Genomic DNA, 15,203 nt, shown 5'->3' on the forward strand with positions numbered 1-15,203 from the left:
GAAGTTCAAAGCAGCGAGCGATGCCACCGCCTTTAAAATTCCACGCCGTCGATCTTGGCCACCGTCAGGATATCCTTGTCACCACGCCCGGACAGATTGACGATGATGTGCTGATCGGTGCGCATGGTCGGTGCCAACACCTTGGCATGCGCCAGGGCATGGGCGGATTCCAGGGCCGGCATGATGCCCTCGAGACGTGTCAACTCACGAAACGCCTCGAGGACCTTGTCGTCGTTGGCGGCCACATACTCGACCCGTCCGACGTCCTTCCACAAGGCATGTTCGGGCCCCACACCGGGATAGTCGAGCCCTGCCGAGATCGAGTGGGTATCAATGATCTGTCCACCTTCGTCCGACATCAGGTAGGTACGGTTGCCGTGCAGTACACCTTGCGGGGCATTGGCAGTCAGCGGTGCCGCATGACGACCGGTCTCGATACCTTCGCCGCCAGCCTCGACACCGTACATCTTGACCTCTTCGTCCTCGACGAACGGGTAGAATAGCCCCATGGCGTTGGAACCGCCCCCCACACAGGCCACCAAGGCATCAGGCAAGCGCCCGATCTGTTTGAGCGACTGCTCTCGCGCCTCGCGACCGACCACGGCGCTGAAATCGCGAACCATCATCGGATATGGGTGGGGGCCAGCAACGGTGCCGATAACGTAGAAGGTGTCGTCGACGTTGGTGACCCAGTCGCGCAACGCTTCGTTCATGGCATCCTTGAGGGTGCGCGAACCAGACTCCACGGGAATCACCTTGGCGCCGAGTAGGTGCATGCGATAGACATTGAGCTTCTGGCGCTCGACATCCTCAGCCCCCATGTAGACCTCACACTCGAGGCCCAACCGCGCTGCGACGGTGGCCGTGGCCACGCCATGCTGGCCAGCCCCAGTCTCGGCGATCACCCGTGGTTTGCCACTTTTCTTGGCCAGCAACGCCTGGCCAATGGTGTTGTTCACCTTATGGGCGCCCGTATGGTTGAGGTCCTCGCGCTTGAGCCAGATCTGTGCCCCACCCAGTTGAGCCGACCAACGCTTGGCATGATACAAGGGTGACGGGCGGCCCACGTAATGGGCCAGATCGTAGTCGAATTCCGCCTGGAAATCGGGATCTTCGCGAAGGCTCAAATAGGTCTTCTCGAGATCCTCCAGGGCGAAGCTCAACGTTTCCGAGACGAACCGGCCACCATAGGGGCCAAAATGGCCTCGTTCATCGGGCAGTCGGGTCAGGTCGCTGAACTTGGTCACGAAAGACACCTCATAGGGTCGCTTGGTCTTAGGTTTTGTCCAAAAAGTCGGTCGATTGAGCTAGGAATACCTGGCGCAAAAAGTCATCGATACGCTCTGGAATCTTGATCCCGGGTGAGCGCTCGACACCGCCAGAAACATCCACTGCGAAAGGCCGCACGGTACGGATCGCCTCGGCGACATTGGCCGGGGTCAAACCTCCCGCGAGAATAACAGGTTTTGCCAGGCTTGCGGGGATTCGCGACCAGTCGAAGGTCTCACCGGTGCCGCCGGGCACGCCGGGGCGATAGGCATCGAGCAATAGTGCCTGCGCCTCTTGATAGGCGTCAGCCATGGCAGGCAGATCGAGACCATCGCGCATGCGTAAGGCCTTGATCCAGGGACGGCCAAACGAAGTGCAGAAAGCCGGCGACTCGTCACCATGGAATTGCAGCAGATCCAGGTGCGCACTGGCTCTTTCTATCAGCGTGGCCTCTTGGTCGACGAACAGCCCCACCCGGGTGACGAACGCGGGTACCCGTGCCGCCAACTCGGCCAGACGTGCTTCATCGATGGCCCGTTTGCTGCCTGGCCACAGTACGAAGCCCAAGGCATCGGCACCCGCCGCCACCGCTGCATCGATATCGGCCTCGCGGGTCAGCCCACAAATCTTCACACGGATGCGTTGAAAACGATTCGACATGACGATCACTCCTGGCTAGAGGGCTGCTGCCTGCCGAACTCGGCCGAGCTCGCAGAAAAGTTGCGATCTGCCGCCTCCGGCTGACCACGACGATAGCGAACCCAGCGACAATCGGGCAATTCGCGCTCGCCGGTCCATTCACCGAGAAATGCCAGCAGGTTGGGCCCCAAGGGCTCACGCGGCAAGGCAAAGCGTTCGTCGTAGATCGAGTCGACGAAGTGCAGCCCACAGCCCGGCGCCGTGGCACTGGCCAGCGTGCGATCCTTCACCTCGAGCAGGTGTGCGACATAGTCTTCGCCCTGTTCGCCGCGTCCCACGTCCACCAAGGCGCCGACGATGTTGCGGATCATGTGATGCAAAAAGGCATTGGCCTGAACGTCGATAACCACCAACGGGCCATGTCGATGCACCTCGATGAAATGCAGATGCCGCTGGGCGGTCTTCGACTGGCATCCCGCTGCCCGGAAACTGGAGAAGTCATGCTCGCCAACCAGCACCTGGGCGGCACGGTGCATGGCGGGCACATCCAGCGGATCACGACACCAGGTCGCGTTGGCCCGCTCCAATACCGGACGGCTGGATTGGTTGAGGATCACGTAGCGATAGCGACGCGCCACCGCCATGAAGCGTGCATGAAAATCATCGGCCACCGGCACTACCCAACGCAATGCAATGTCGCGCGGCAGATTGGCATTAGCGCCGAACACCCAAGCCTTCTGCGAGCGCCCCACTGGAGCGTCGAAATGCGCCACCTGACGGGTGGCATGCACACCGGTGTCGGTACGTCCACTACAGTGCACCCTGACCGACTCTCCAGCGACCTTGCCAAGCGCTCGCTCGACTTCGGCCTGCACCGAGGGAGCATGCTTCAGACGTTGCCAACCACAGTAGGCGCTACCGTCGTATTCCACGCCAAAGGCCAAGCGGCCGGTAAGGCGTTGTGTATCATCGAGACGCTCGAACAGGGACATGGGCTCAATCGGGTTGTACTGCGCGATCGGATCCCGCGTTTTCGCTTGGAGCGTTTACTCCGAAGAAACGGCGGGTCCCTTATTATCCAGATGCAACGGCTCGAACGCCACCTTCGCGACCTCTAACGGAATGCCATGCTACGTCGAAGCAGCATTCCAGCCACTGTTGGGAACACGGTCGCGAAAGCGAACGCATGCCCAAAACGCGAAACGCCTCCAAGGGAGGCGTTTCGAATCATACGGCATTGGCGCCTTCAATTACTGCTCACGCAGAATCCGCAACATGCGCTTGAGCGGCTCAGCGGCCCCCCACAGAAGCTGATCACCTACAGTAAAGGCTGACAGGTATTCACCACCCATTGCCATCTTACGCAGGCGCCCTACCGGAATATCCATGGTACCGGTCACGGCAGCCGGCGTCAGGCCGGCAAGCGTGGCTTCCTTATCGTTGGGAATCACCTTGACCCAGTCGTTATGCTTGGCGATGCGATCCTCGATCTCATCTATCGGCACATCACGCTTGAGCTTGATGGTGAACGCTTGACTGTGGGAACGCATGGCACCGATCCGTACACACAAGCCATCGATGGGCACCGGGTTATCGCTGCGACCAAGGATCTTGTTGGACTCGACGCTGCCCTTCCATTCTTCCTTGCTCTGGCCATTCTCCATGGCCTTGTCGATCCATGGCAACAGACCACCGGCCAGTGGCGCACCGAAGTTCTCGATCGGGAAATCACCGCCGCGCATTGCCTGGGAAACCTTGCGATCGATTTCCAGGATGGCGCTTGCCGGGTTGCTCAGTTCGTGTTGTACGGAATCACGCAGTGACCCCATCTGACTCAACAGCTCACGCATGTGCTTGGCACCAGAGCCGGAAGCGGCCTGGTAGGTCATGGAAGTCATCCATTCGATCAGGTCGGCTTCGAACAGCCCCCCCAAGCCCAACAGCATCAAGCTGACGGTACAGTTGCCACCAACGAAGGTCTTGCCACCTTTGGCCAATTGGGCATCGATGACATGGCGGTTGACCGGGTCGAGAACGATGGTCGACTCGCCTGCCATGCGCAGGGTGCTGGCGGCATCGATCCAATAGCCTTTCCAGCCGGACTGACGCAGATCCTGATAGACCTTATCGGTGTAGTCACCGCCCTGACAGGTCACGATGACATCCAGTGTCTTGAGTTCAACCAGGTCGAAAGCATCCTTGAGCGGGGGTACGTCCACACCGATGTCGGGGCCCGGCTGACCGGCCTGGGAGGTGGTAAAGAACACCGGCTCGATGCCAGCGAAGTCGTTGTCCTCCACCATGCGCTGCATGAGCACGGAGCCCACCATGCCACGCCAACCGACAAAACCGACTTTCAACATGTGAAGTCCTCCTGAAATTTGAGTGAACCCGTCATTATACATGACGGAACGCGGCCAGTACGGCATCGCCCATCTCGGAGGTGGAGACCCTACGGGTCCCAGGATAGGCGATATCGGCGGTGCGCAGACCGTCGTCGAGTACCTTGCCGACCGCGCCTTCGATACGCTCGGCCAGTTCGGGCTCATCGAGCGAATAGCGCAGCATCATGGCGACCGACAGAATGGTAGCGAGCGGGTTGGCGAGGTTCTGACCCGCGATGTCCGGCGCACTACCGTGGCACGGTTCGTACATCCCTTGCCCGCTTTCGTTGAGCGAGGCCGAAGGCAGCATACCGATAGAGCCGGTCAGCATGGCCGCAGCATCCGAGAGGATGTCGCCGAACATGTTGCCGGTGACGATGACGTCGAACTGCTTGGGAGCACGCACCAACTGCATGGCGGCGTTATCGACGTACATGTGCGAAAGCTCGACATCCGGGTATTCCGGCGCCAGGCGCTCCATGATCTCGCGCCACAGGATAGTGACCTCGAGCACATTGGCCTTGTCCACCGAGCACAGTTTCTTGTTGCGCTTGCGGGCCATCTCGAAGGCCACACGACCGATGCGCTCGATCTCGGCCTCCGAATAGATGTAGGTATTGAAGCCCACACGCTGGCCATTGCGCTCTTCAATACCACGTGGCTGGCCGAAATAGATACCACCGGTCAATTCGCGCACGATCATGATATCGAGCCCAGAGACCACCTCGGGCTTGAGACTCGAAGCTTCCGCGAGTTGGGGGTAGAGAATGGCGGGGCGCAGATTGCCGAACAAGCCGAGATGCTTGCGCAACCCCAATAGTCCCTTTTCGGGACGTTTGGCCAGATCCTCGATCTTGTCCCACTTCGGCCCTCCTACGGCCCCCAGCAGGATGGCATCGGAGGCCTTGGCCTTGGCCAATGTCGTCTCGGGCAACGGCTCGCCATGCGCGTCATAGGCAGCGCCACCGACCAAAGCCTCGTCGACGGTCACATCCAGCCCCCGCTCCTGGCAGGCCTCCAGCACCTTGACCGCTTCGCGGGTAATTTCCGGGCCAATACCGTCGCCCGGTAGAACGAGAATCTTGCGGCTCATGCGTCTTGGCTCTCTTGCTAGCGATTTATCCAGCGATTCTACGACGAAGGCCACCTTGCGGTTGCCTCCAATGAAAATGGCGCTTTCCTTGCGCGATCGCCCGAAGGGCATTCCTTACTGTGTCCAGCGTTGTGGTTATTGCTCTTTCATCGGCGACACCCGTGGCCTCAGCCTCGGAACAGCCAGGGCCGTGCCTCGCGATGACGTTGCTCAAAAGCACGGATCGCTGGCTCATCCTGCAACGTCAAGCCGATATCATCGAGCCCATTGAGCAGGCAGTGCTTGCGAAACTCGTCCACCGAGAACTCGAAGATCTCGCCCTCAGGAGTGACGATGCGCTGATGCTCGAGGTCAATGTCGAGGCTATAGCCTTCATTGGCCTCTACCGCCTTGAACAGCCGATCGACCTTTTCCTCGTCGAGAGTGATCAGCAGGATGCCGTTCTTGAACGAGTTGTTGTAGAAGATATCGGCAAAGCTCGGTGCGATCACCACACGGAAGCCGAAATCGGCCAACGCCCAGGGCGCATGCTCGCGAGAGCTACCACAACCGAAGTTGCGACGTGCCAGCAGGATGCTAGCGCCTTGGTAGCGATCCTGGTTGAGTATGAAGTCCGGATTGAGTGAACGCTTGCTGACATCCTGGCCGGGATAACCCTCATCCAGATAGCGCAACTCATCGAACAGATTGACACCGAAGCCGGTACGCTTGATCGACTTCAGGAATTGCTTGGGAATGATCAGGTCAGTATCGACGTTGGCACGATCGAGCGGCGCCACAAGGCCCTGATGACGTTCGAATTTCTGCATACTTCAGACCTCCTCGGGCTGGGTAGCGTCTTTCAGCTGACGCACATCGACAAAGTGACCAGCGATCGCGGCGGCAGCAGCCATCGCCGGGCTGACCAAGTGGGTACGCCCACCGTAACCCTGGCGTCCTTCGAAGTTGCGGTTCGAGGTGGAAGCACAGTGCTCGCCTGGATCCAGCTTGTCGGCATTCATCGCCAAGCACATCGAGCAGCCCGGCTCGCGCCATTCGAAGCCGGCCTCGAGGAAGATCTGATCGAGCCCCTCGGCTTCGGCTTGGCGCTTCACCAGCCCTGACCCCGGTACTACCATAGCCAGTTTGATACTGTCAGCGACCTTGTTGCCCTTAGCCACCTTCGCCGCTTCGCGCAGGTCCTCGATTCGCGAGTTGGTGCAGGAACCGATGAAGACCTTGTCGAGACGGATATCGGTGATCTTCTGTTTCGGCGCCAACCCCATATACTCCAGCGCGCGAAGGTAACCGCGCTTGACAGTGTCGTCGGCGACAGCATCGGGATCGGGTACTTCTCCAGAAATGTTGGTCACCATCTCGGGGCTGGTACCCCACGACACTTGGGGCTCGATCTCGGCGGCGTCTATCTCGACTACCTTGTCGAACACAGCATCGTCGTCGGAGACCAGATTGTGCCAATCGGCTACCGCGGCTTCCCACTGCTCGGCGGTGGGTGCAAATGGGCGGTTGCGCAGGTACTCGATGGTGATGTCGTCGACACCGATCAGTCCCACCCGTGCGCCAGCCTCGATGGCCATGTTGCACACCGTCATGCGGCCTTCCATCGACAGGTCGCGGATGGCACTACCGGCAAACTCGATGGCATAGCCAGTTCCACCGGCAGTCCCGATGCGGCCGATCACCGCCAGTACGATATCCTTGGCCGTCACACCGGTACCAAGCTTGCCTTCGACCCGGACCTGCATGTTCTTCATCTTCTGCGCCAACAGGCACTGGGTTGCCAACACGTGCTCGACTTCGGAGGTGCCGATGCCGTGAGCCAGCGCCGCAAAGGCTCCATGGGTAGCGGTATGCGAATCGCCACATACCACGGTCATCCCTGGCAAGGTGGCCCCCTGCTCGGGCCCTACCACGTGGACGATGCCCTGGCGAGCGTCGTTGATACGGAACTCCTCGATACCGAAGGCTTCACAGTTGTCGTCGAGCGTCTGCACCTGGATCAGCGACACCGGATCCTTGATCCCGGTGTTGCCCTCGGCACGCTCGACCAAGGTGGTCGGCACGTTATGGTCGGGGGTCGCCAGGTTGGCATCCAGACGCCAGGGCTTACGACCCGCCAGGCGCAAGCCTTCGAAAGCCTGCGGCGATGTCACTTCGTGCAGCAATTGCCGATCGATATAGATCAAGGCGGTACCGTCGTCGCGCTCCTTCACCAGGTGCTGCGACCACAACTTGTCATAAAGCGTCTGGCCTGCCATCGGTTTCCTCCCTTGGGGCTTTATTCGCCAGGCCCCTTGTTCATCGTGTCAACGAGAGTAAAATCCGAAACCCATAAAAGCAATTCATGTTATTTATTCTTTGAATTCCAAATTGGAATACAAAGAATTTTGCTATCTCCAGGATCAGAACCATGGACACGCAAAGTCTGCAGGCCTTCCTCGCCGTCGCCGATAGCAGTTCCTTCTCGCAGGCCGGTGAGCACCTCCACCTGACCCAACCGGCGGTGAGCAAACGCATCGCCACCTTGGAGGATCAGGTAGGCACCAAGCTCTTCGATCGCATCGGCAGGCGTGTCACCCTCACCGAGGCCGGACATCTCCTGTTACCGCGTGCCCGCCAGATTCTGGTGATGGTCGACGACAGCCGTCGGGCACTCTCAAACCTGGCCGGCGACGTGGCCGGTAGTCTGACCATGGCCACTAGTCATCATATCGGTCTACACCGCTTGCCGCCGCTGCTCAAGGCGTACACCCAGACCCATCCCGAGGTGCGTATGGACATGCGCTTCCTGGACTCTGAACAAGCTTATCAGGGCGTGTTGGATGGCGATCTGGAAATCGCCGTGGTGACGCTCGCCCCGACGCCCGACCCTCAGTTGACTGTAGTTCCGGTGTGGATCGACCGCTTGCGCTTCGTGTGTGGCCACGACCACCCGCTCGCCTCGCTCGATCCTCTGCCACTGACGACGCTATCACGCTTCGATGCGGTATTGCCGGGCCATTTGACCTTCACCCGCGGCATCGTGGTCGACACTTTCGCCCGCGATGGCCTCAAGGTAAACGTGGCACTGTCCACCAACTATCTCGAGACATTGAAGATGATGGTTGCCATCGGCCTCGGCTGGAGCGTGTTGCCGGAAACCCTGATCGACGAGGAAGTTCATGTGTTGCCCATCGAGCACCGCCCCATCGAGCGCCCCTTGGGCTATCTGGTGCACAAGAGCCGCACGCTTTCGAACGCCGCCCGCTCGATGCTGGAAATGCTAGACGAGGCGCGTACGCCGGAAGCCCGGACATGGCAGTGAGCAAGCGAATCGCTTGCTTGTCGGACATGACAAGGTTGCCTAGGATGCTAACTTTTAGCTTGGAATCCTCTTCTCATGCCTAGCAAGGACACGCTCAGCACCGACACCAGCTTCGATACGGGCACCTCTTCACGTCAGATGGTGGCGGGCATCGCGATCCTTGTCGGCTTGCTGCTGCAGATTTCGCAATTCGCCAACGCCCCGCTCAATCCCGATCTGATCGGTTATGCGTTCTGGCTGGCGGCACTGTTGCTGTGGCGCGACCTCGACCCGCGTACTCGACTCCAAGCCGGGGGGCTTTCTGTCATCGGCCTGGCACTGCTCGCCATCAGTCAATTCCGCTATCGCGCCGAGATCGACTGGTTCGGCATCCTGACCGGCAACACTTATGTGGTAGCCATGCTGGTAGGGGTGAGCTTCCTCGGCCTGATCGGCGGCCGGCACGCGCCCGGCGGCGAACGCTCCAGCACTGGTGCACGTGGCGTGGTCAATACCTGGCTGAGCGTCCATCTGCTTGGCGCCATCCTCAATCTGTCGTCGGTATTCATGGTCGGCGATCACATCAGGGCTCGTGGCCGGCTGGAAACGGCACAGCTATTGACTCTCAACCGCGGCCTGTCGAGCGCCGCTTTCTGGTCGCCGTTCTTCGCCTCGATGGGGGTGGCGATGAGCGTGGCACCGGACATGGCCTACGCTGGCGTCCTGATTTTCGGCCTGCCGCTGGCAGTGTTGGCCGGTCTGATCACCCGTCTCGAGATACCCCACCGTTTCGCCCTCGAGGACACCCAAGGTTTCACACTGTCACCGGCCAGCCTGTTGTTGCCGGTGGCGATGGCTGCGCTGGTGATGCTGTTCCACTACGTCATCACGCCCTCGCTTTCCATCGTCAGCATCATCACTTTCCTGATCCCTGCCGTGGCACTGCTGATCAACCTGCCCCACGGCTTGTCCTGGCCCGTGCGACGTACCCTGCAACATGCTCGTACTCGACTGCCGGCCATGCGCGGCGAGGTCACGTTATTCCTATCCGCGGGATTGTTCACGCTGGGGTTATCGACTTTCACTCAGGCAGCCACCGGGAACCAGTGGGTGCTGTTCGATGAGTTCGGCGCGCTCGAGGCATCGATCAGTTACGTGGCGATCGTGATCAGTGCCGTCGCGGGGCTACACCCAATCATCGGTGTCTCGGCACTGGCCTCGATGCTCGACCTCGACACCACCAACCATACGTTGCTGGGGTTCGTGTCACTCGCCGCCTGGGGAGTGGGGGCCGCTATCGGCCCCCTATCGGGTATCAATCTGTCACTGCAGGGGCGCTACGGCATCAACGGCTATCGCCTGATGAAGCTCAATATCCCCTACGCCCTGATGATGTCGTGCCTGGTATTCGCTGCCATTGCGTTAATGGACGCCGTCTTGTAGACCGTTCAAGCTTCCGACACCCGTGAGAAGTAACGGTGGCCACATTGGTGGCACGGTTCGAGCCGCGTTACGCTTTGCAATTCGACTTGCGCTCCGCAGTGCACGCAGGCCATACGCCCAGGGGCGGCAATCTCTCCCTCACAGTAATCGGCTTGGGCAGCTTCCAGGTCGTCGTCCAGGCGCGCCTTGTCGACGATTGAGCGGTCGGCGATCGAGAACAGGGCATCCGTCACTTTACGTGACAACACCGACAAGTCGATCCCCAACCAACTGGCCACTCCCTCACCACCAGCCGCCAGATAGCGGCGCATATCCTTGAGATCGCGCTCGACCCAAGCGCGCAACAGCGACAACTCATCCTTGGTGAACTCCTCCAGTTCGGCCTCGAATTCCACCGCTTCGTCGAGGTCCTTCTGCAAGTTTTCCCATGACAACTCGTCCGCGCCCTCCTTCAGGCGCGACAGCACGCGCTCATAGCCTTGGCGCATCCGATGTTCGCGTTGTTCCCTGTTCTCGCTCATGACGTTCTCCTGATTCCAGCCTGGCCACGGAGCCCCTACCTGCAAGCGCCCCACTGCGGTATGCTTAGTCACCATTTAGACGCTATCTTCTCGTGCCTTCAAGGATTTCCGTTCTCAAGCGGCATTTCCGGCCGAGATTGACACGATCGATCGCCCCTTGGCGTCATCCCCGGTACGCAGGCCGCGTCCGGGCATTCGCCATTCCAACGCAAGGTGCCTATTGAGACCGATGGACGCACAGTACAAGCCCCACGAAACCGAACGCGACGCCCAGCAGTTCTGGGAAAAGAACCAGTGCTTCAAGGCGGTGGAAGATACCAACCGCGAGAAGTTCTACTGCCTGTCGATGTTCCCTTACCCCAGCGGCAAACTGCACATGGGGCATGTGCGCAACTACACCATCGGTGACGTGGTATCGCGCTTCCAACGCATGCGGGGCAAGAACGTGCTGCAACCCATGGGCTGGGACGCCTTTGGTATGCCGGCGGAAAACGCGGCGATTCAGAATCGCGTGCCGCCGGCCAAGTGGACCTTTGACAACATCGATTATATGCGTCGTCAGTTGAAGGCGTTGGGCTTCGCCTACGACTGGGATCGAGAGTTTGCCACCTGCGATGCCGACTACTATCGCTGGGAGCAATGGTTCTTTACCAAGCTGGTGGAAAAAGGCTTGGTTTACAAGAAGATGGCCGCTGTCAACTGGGACCCGGTGGATCAGACGGTGCTCGCCAACGAGCAGGTCATCGATGGCCGCGGCTGGCGCAGCGGCGCCTTGGTCGAGCGTAAGGAGATCCCGCTGTGGTTCCTCAAGATCACCGATTACGCCGAGGAACTGCTCGCCGATCTTGACAAGGTCGATTGGCCCGAGCAGGTCAAGACCATGCAACGCAACTGGATCGGCAAATCGAAAGGTGTGGAGATGGACTTCGATATTGCCGACCACAACGGCGATGCTTTCGAGCCACTGCGCATCTACACCACGCGCCCCGACACCCTGATGGGGGTGACCTACATGGCCGTGGCGGCCGGCCACCCGCTGGCGCGCAAGGCTGCTGAAGACAACCCGCCGTTGGCCGACTTCCTCGAAGAGTGCAATCGGGTCGGCACCTCCGAGGCCGAACTCGCCACCGTGGAGAAAAAGGGGATGGATACCGGCTACCAGGCCGTCCATCCCATCAGCGGGCGCCGGGTGCCGGTGTATGTCGCCAATTTCGTGCTCATGGAATACGGCACTGGCGCGGTGATGGCGGTGCCCGGTCATGACCAGCGCGACTGGGAATTCGCCACCAAGTATGGCCTGCCGATCGAGGCAGTGATCACCGACGAAAACGGCCAGGTCCCGGACCTCTCACAGGGTGCCCATCTGGAATACGGCGCCCTGATTCATTCCGGCGAGTTCGATGGGCTCGATTTTCAGGCAGCCTTCGACGCCATTGCCGCACGCCTAGAAGAGCAAGGTCATGGCGAGGTCAAGACCAACTTCCGTCTGCGCGACTGGGGCGTGGCCCGCCAGCGCTACTGGGGCGCCCCGATCCCGGTCAAGTACGGCCCCGAGGGCCAGACCGTGCCACTCACCGACGACGAGTTGCCGGTCGAATTGCCGATGGAAGTCACCGTCGATGCGTCGGGCTCTCCGTTGAAGAAGATGCCGGCCTTCTATGACCTGGGCGACGGCTGGACCCGCGAGACCGATACCTTCGACACGTTCATGGAATCGTCCTGGTACTATGCACGCTTCTGCTGCGCCGACAACAAGGACGCCATGCTCGACGAGCGTGGCGACTACTGGCTGCCGGTCGACCTCTACATCGGTGGTATCGAACACGCCATCCTGCACCTGCTCTATGCACGCTTCTTCCATAAGCTGATGCGCGACTTCGGCCTGGTGAACTCCGACGAGCCCTTCCAGCAACTGCTTACCCAAGGCATGGTGATCGCCGAGACCTTCTACCGCCCCACTGCCAACGGCGGCAAAGAGTGGTTCAACCCGGCAGACGTCGAGGTCAAGCGCGACGAAAAGGGTCGCCCGGTGAGCGCGGCCCTGATCCAGGATGGCCAGCCGGTGGAAATGGGTGGCATCGAGAAGATGTCCAAATCCAAGAACAATGGCGTCGACCCGCAAGCCATGATCGACCGCTTTGGTGCCGACACGGTACGCCTGTTCATGATGTTCGCCGCTCCGCCCGAGCAGTCGCTGGAGTGGTCGGATTCCGGTGTCGAGGGCGCCCATCGCTTCCTCAAGCGCCTGTGGCGGTTGGCCGCCGAACACCTCGAGGCTGGCACGCCTGGAACGCTGGATGCGAACGCCCTTGACGATGATCAGAAGGCGCTGCGTCGCAAGACCCACGAGACCATCAGTAAAGCCAGCGACGATATCGGCCGTCGCACCACCTTCAACACCGCCATTGCCGCCGTGATGGAGCTTAGCAACGCTATAGCCCGCTTCGATGATACCACCCCTCAGGGCCTGGCCGTGGCTCGCGAGGCCGTGGAAGCCTGCGTGCTACTGCTGGCACCGATCACCCCACATGCCTGCCACGCCCTATGGCGCGAGCTAGGCCACGATGAGCCAGTGATCGACGCCACGTGGCCCAAAACCGATGAAGCGGCATTGACCAAGGACAGTATCGAACTGGTGGTGCAGGTCAATGGCAAGTTACGGGCACGTCTGGATGTCCCGGCCGATGCCGACAAGTCTGCCATCGAGGCTCAAGCCATGGCTGCCGAGAACGTTCAACGTCATCTCGAAGGCAAGACGGTGCGCAAGGTGATCGTGGTACCTGGCAAACTGGTCAACATCGTGGTCAGCTAATTCAACGTGCTAGTGCAAGGGAAACGCCCCATGAAGCGCCGACATTTTCTGTATCTTTCGCTTGCTGGCGTCACGGCGCTGGGAGTCAGTGGTTGCGGCTTCCATCTACGCGGCCTAAATACCCCAGTACTGACCTTGGATTCCCTGGCCTTGAACGCTGCCGACGGTGAGCTGACTCCTGTGGTGCGTGAAGCGCTGGAAAATGCCGGCACTCGCATCGACGAGCGCGCCCCTCTACAACTCAACCTTGGTCAGGAGCGCTTCCAGGAAGCTTCTCTGACGCACGGGGATGCCGGCAGTCAGGACGTCGAACTGCGGCTCACCGCCCCCTTCTCGGTACAACGCACTACCGATGGCGCCTATTTGCTCAACCAGCAACAGCTCGATGTCGTCACCACCATCAGCGTCAGTGACGACGAGCTGTTGGCCCAGGAAGACATCCGAGCAGAAGCCCAAGAGCAATTACGCCGCGATGCCGCACGACAATTGATCGAGCGGCTGCGGCCCTTGGCTGAACGTTAACCGAGCCATGCCATGAAAGTCTTCCCTGACAAGCTCCCCGAGACCCTGGCCAAGAAACTCCCACCGGTGGTGATCGTCGCCGGTGACGAACCCTTGATCCACATGGAAGCTTGCGATGCCGTACGCGCCAGGGCTCGCGAACAAGGCATCGAGGAGCGCGAGATCCTGCATGTCGAGAATGGCTTCCAGTGGGGCCGGTTACTCGAATCCGCCGCTAGCCTGTCGCTGTTTGCTTCCGCCAAGCTGATCGAGTTACGTCTCGGGAGCCAGTCCCCAGGGCAGGAAGGCAGCAAGGCCTTGGAGGGTTATGCCGAGAGACTTCAGGACAGTGACAACGTGTTGTTGATCTCTGCCGCCAAGCTCGACCGCAAGCTGCAGCAGAGCAAGTGGTTCAAGGCAATGGACAAGGCAGGCTTGTACGTTCCGGTTTGGCCAGTGGACCATCAGCGCCTGGGATTCTGGATGCGCGATCGTGCCGGCCGCTATGGCCTGACGCTGGACATGGATGCCGCTCGCCTGCTTGGCGAGCGTACCGAGGGCAATCTGCTGGCTGCCGATCAGGAACTGCAGAAACTGGCACTGCTGCTACCGCCCGGCTCCCGTCTGGATGCTGCCACCATCGCCGGAGGGGTCGAAGACAGCGCGCGCTTCGATGTCTTTACTCTGGCTGACGCCTGCCTGCGCGGTGAGCGTGAGCGCGCCTCACGCATCATCCGCGGCCTGCGCGGTGAAGGCGTGGAAGCCCCGATCATCCTGTGGTCCTTGACCCGAGAGCTACGCACCTTGTTGTCGCTGTATCAACATCTCGACCAAGGCCAGAGCTTCGAGCACGCCTGCAAGGCCCAGAAGCCGCCAATCTTCGACAAACGTCGCCCAGCCTACCAGCAGGCTCTGAACCGTCTGCCGGTCAAGCGCCTGCACAAGCTGCTGCTATTCTCACAGCGCCTCGACCTGGCGATAAAGGGCGCCAGCGACATTCCACTGTGGGACGGCCTGCACGACCTGGCCCTGACGCTCGCCGGCGGACGCGGGCTGCTGGCGGAATCGCCGCTGTCCTATAAGGTTAGCTGACGTTCTTTGCATGAAGCTCAGGTGAACGCCTGCCCGTCGACCTATGCCTTTGTGTCGTCATCTGCTCGATGAATTCTTCACTACGACGTTGCGCCGGCCGCTCCTTCAGTCCTGCCCAATAGGCTTCAAACTCGGGGCGCTTGTTGATCGCACCGCACTGCATGCC

At 60.3% G+C, this 15,203-nt stretch carries 13 protein-coding genes; 5 read left to right on the forward strand and 8 right to left on the reverse strand.

All coding sequences use genetic code 11. From position 1 onward, the window contains the following. Positions 1-32: 32 nt before the first annotated feature. From trpB to leuC, 7 genes are all read right to left on the reverse strand, one after another. Positions 33-1,247 (reverse strand): tryptophan synthase subunit beta, encoded by a 1,215-nt coding sequence (trpB, locus tag L861_RS06375; RefSeq protein WP_016415754.1) that lies wholly within the window; start codon positions 1,245-1,247, stop codon positions 33-35. A gap of 28 nt (positions 1,248-1,275) precedes the next feature. Next, positions 1,276-1,929, reverse strand: a complete 654-nt coding sequence (locus L861_RS06380; protein WP_016415755.1) for a phosphoribosylanthranilate isomerase — start codon at positions 1,927-1,929, stop codon at positions 1,276-1,278. Between the two features lie 5 nt (positions 1,930-1,934). Beyond that, entirely contained in the window at positions 1,935-2,900 is a 966-nt protein-coding gene (truA, locus tag L861_RS06385) for a tRNA pseudouridine(38-40) synthase TruA (RefSeq protein WP_016415756.1), read from the reverse strand. Between the two features lie 258 nt (positions 2,901-3,158). Continuing rightward, complete coding sequence (gene asd / locus L861_RS06390) at positions 3,159-4,271, reverse strand: aspartate-semialdehyde dehydrogenase (RefSeq protein ID WP_016415757.1); 1,113 nt, start codon at positions 4,269-4,271, stop codon at positions 3,159-3,161. 34 nt (positions 4,272-4,305) lie between these two features. After that, on the reverse strand, positions 4,306-5,385 hold the full coding sequence (gene leuB / locus L861_RS06395) for a 3-isopropylmalate dehydrogenase (protein WP_027947833.1): 1,080 nt from the start codon (positions 5,383-5,385) through the stop codon (positions 4,306-4,308). A gap of 167 nt (positions 5,386-5,552) precedes the next feature. Beyond that, positions 5,553-6,194, reverse strand: a complete 642-nt coding sequence (gene leuD / locus L861_RS06400) for a 3-isopropylmalate dehydratase small subunit (RefSeq protein ID WP_016415759.1) — start codon at positions 6,192-6,194, stop codon at positions 5,553-5,555. A 3-nt stretch (positions 6,195-6,197) separates the two neighbouring features. Then, positions 6,198-7,643 (reverse strand): 3-isopropylmalate dehydratase large subunit, encoded by a 1,446-nt coding sequence (gene leuC, locus L861_RS06405; protein WP_016415760.1) that lies wholly within the window; start codon positions 7,641-7,643, stop codon positions 6,198-6,200. A gap of 152 nt (positions 7,644-7,795) precedes the next feature. Here leuC and L861_RS06410 point away from each other — a divergent pair, with 152 nt between their 5' ends. Both L861_RS06410 and L861_RS06415 read left to right on the forward strand, forming a co-directional pair. Continuing rightward, positions 7,796-8,689 (forward strand): LysR family transcriptional regulator, encoded by an 894-nt coding sequence (locus L861_RS06410; protein ID WP_016415761.1) that lies wholly within the window; start codon positions 7,796-7,798, stop codon positions 8,687-8,689. Positions 8,690-8,764: 75 nt separating this feature from the next. Beyond that, positions 8,765-10,111: a hypothetical protein gene (locus L861_RS06415; RefSeq protein ID WP_016415762.1), complete on the forward strand. Its 1,347-nt coding sequence runs from the start codon at positions 8,765-8,767 to the stop codon at positions 10,109-10,111. A 5-nt stretch (positions 10,112-10,116) separates the two neighbouring features. Here the strand turns inward: L861_RS06415 and L861_RS06420 are convergent, their stop codons facing one another. Continuing rightward, entirely contained in the window at positions 10,117-10,632 is a 516-nt protein-coding gene (locus tag L861_RS06420) for a zinc ribbon-containing protein (protein ID WP_016415763.1), read from the reverse strand. 229 nt (positions 10,633-10,861) lie between these two features. On the opposite strand from L861_RS06420, the gene leuS reads away from it, so the two are divergent. Genes leuS through holA form a run of 3 tightly spaced genes read left to right on the forward strand, consistent with a single transcriptional unit; the run spans position 10,862 to position 15,037 of the window. Further along, complete coding sequence (leuS, locus tag L861_RS06425; RefSeq protein WP_016415764.1) at positions 10,862-13,444, forward strand: leucine--tRNA ligase; 2,583 nt, start codon at positions 10,862-10,864, stop codon at positions 13,442-13,444. A 30-nt stretch (positions 13,445-13,474) separates the two neighbouring features. Continuing rightward, entirely contained in the window at positions 13,475-13,966 is a 492-nt protein-coding gene (locus tag L861_RS06430; protein ID WP_016415765.1) for an LPS-assembly lipoprotein LptE, read from the forward strand. 12 nt (positions 13,967-13,978) lie between these two features. After that, entirely contained in the window at positions 13,979-15,037 is a 1,059-nt protein-coding gene (holA, locus tag L861_RS06435) for a DNA polymerase III subunit delta (RefSeq protein ID WP_016415766.1), read from the forward strand. The last annotated feature ends 166 nt before the right edge of the window (positions 15,038-15,203 follow it).

The organism is Litchfieldella anticariensis FP35 = DSM 16096 (assembly GCF_000409775.1).
Lineage (GTDB): Bacteria > Pseudomonadota > Gammaproteobacteria > Pseudomonadales > Halomonadaceae > Litchfieldella > Litchfieldella anticariensis.

Excerpts from the sequence above, each read along its gene's own strand:
- leuD (WP_016415759.1), bottom strand. The coding sequence starts at position 6,194 with ATGCAGAAATTCGAACGTCATCAGGGCCTTGTGGCGCCGCTCGATCGT.
- leuC (WP_016415760.1), bottom strand. The coding sequence starts at position 7,643 with ATGGCAGGCCAGACGCTTTATGACAAGTTGTGGTCGCAGCACCTGGTG.
- leuS (WP_016415764.1), top strand. The coding sequence starts at position 10,862 with ATGGACGCACAGTACAAGCCCCACGAAACCGAACGCGACGCCCAGCAG.
- leuB (WP_027947833.1), bottom strand. The coding sequence starts at position 5,385 with ATGAGCCGCAAGATTCTCGTTCTACCGGGCGACGGTATTGGCCCGGAA.
- truA (WP_016415756.1), bottom strand. The coding sequence starts at position 2,900 with ATGTCCCTGTTCGAGCGTCTCGATGATACACAACGCCTTACCGGCCGC.
- L861_RS06415 (WP_016415762.1), top strand. The coding sequence starts at position 8,765 with ATGCCTAGCAAGGACACGCTCAGCACCGACACCAGCTTCGATACGGGC.
- asd (WP_016415757.1), bottom strand. The coding sequence starts at position 4,271 with ATGTTGAAAGTCGGTTTTGTCGGTTGGCGTGGCATGGTGGGCTCCGTG.
- L861_RS06380 (WP_016415755.1), bottom strand. The coding sequence starts at position 1,929 with ATGTCGAATCGTTTTCAACGCATCCGTGTGAAGATTTGTGGGCTGACC.
- L861_RS06430 (WP_016415765.1), top strand. The coding sequence starts at position 13,475 with ATGAAGCGCCGACATTTTCTGTATCTTTCGCTTGCTGGCGTCACGGCG.
- L861_RS06420 (WP_016415763.1), bottom strand. The coding sequence starts at position 10,632 with ATGAGCGAGAACAGGGAACAACGCGAACATCGGATGCGCCAAGGCTAT.
- L861_RS06410 (WP_016415761.1), top strand. The coding sequence starts at position 7,796 with ATGGACACGCAAAGTCTGCAGGCCTTCCTCGCCGTCGCCGATAGCAGT.
- holA (WP_016415766.1), top strand. The coding sequence starts at position 13,979 with ATGAAAGTCTTCCCTGACAAGCTCCCCGAGACCCTGGCCAAGAAACTC.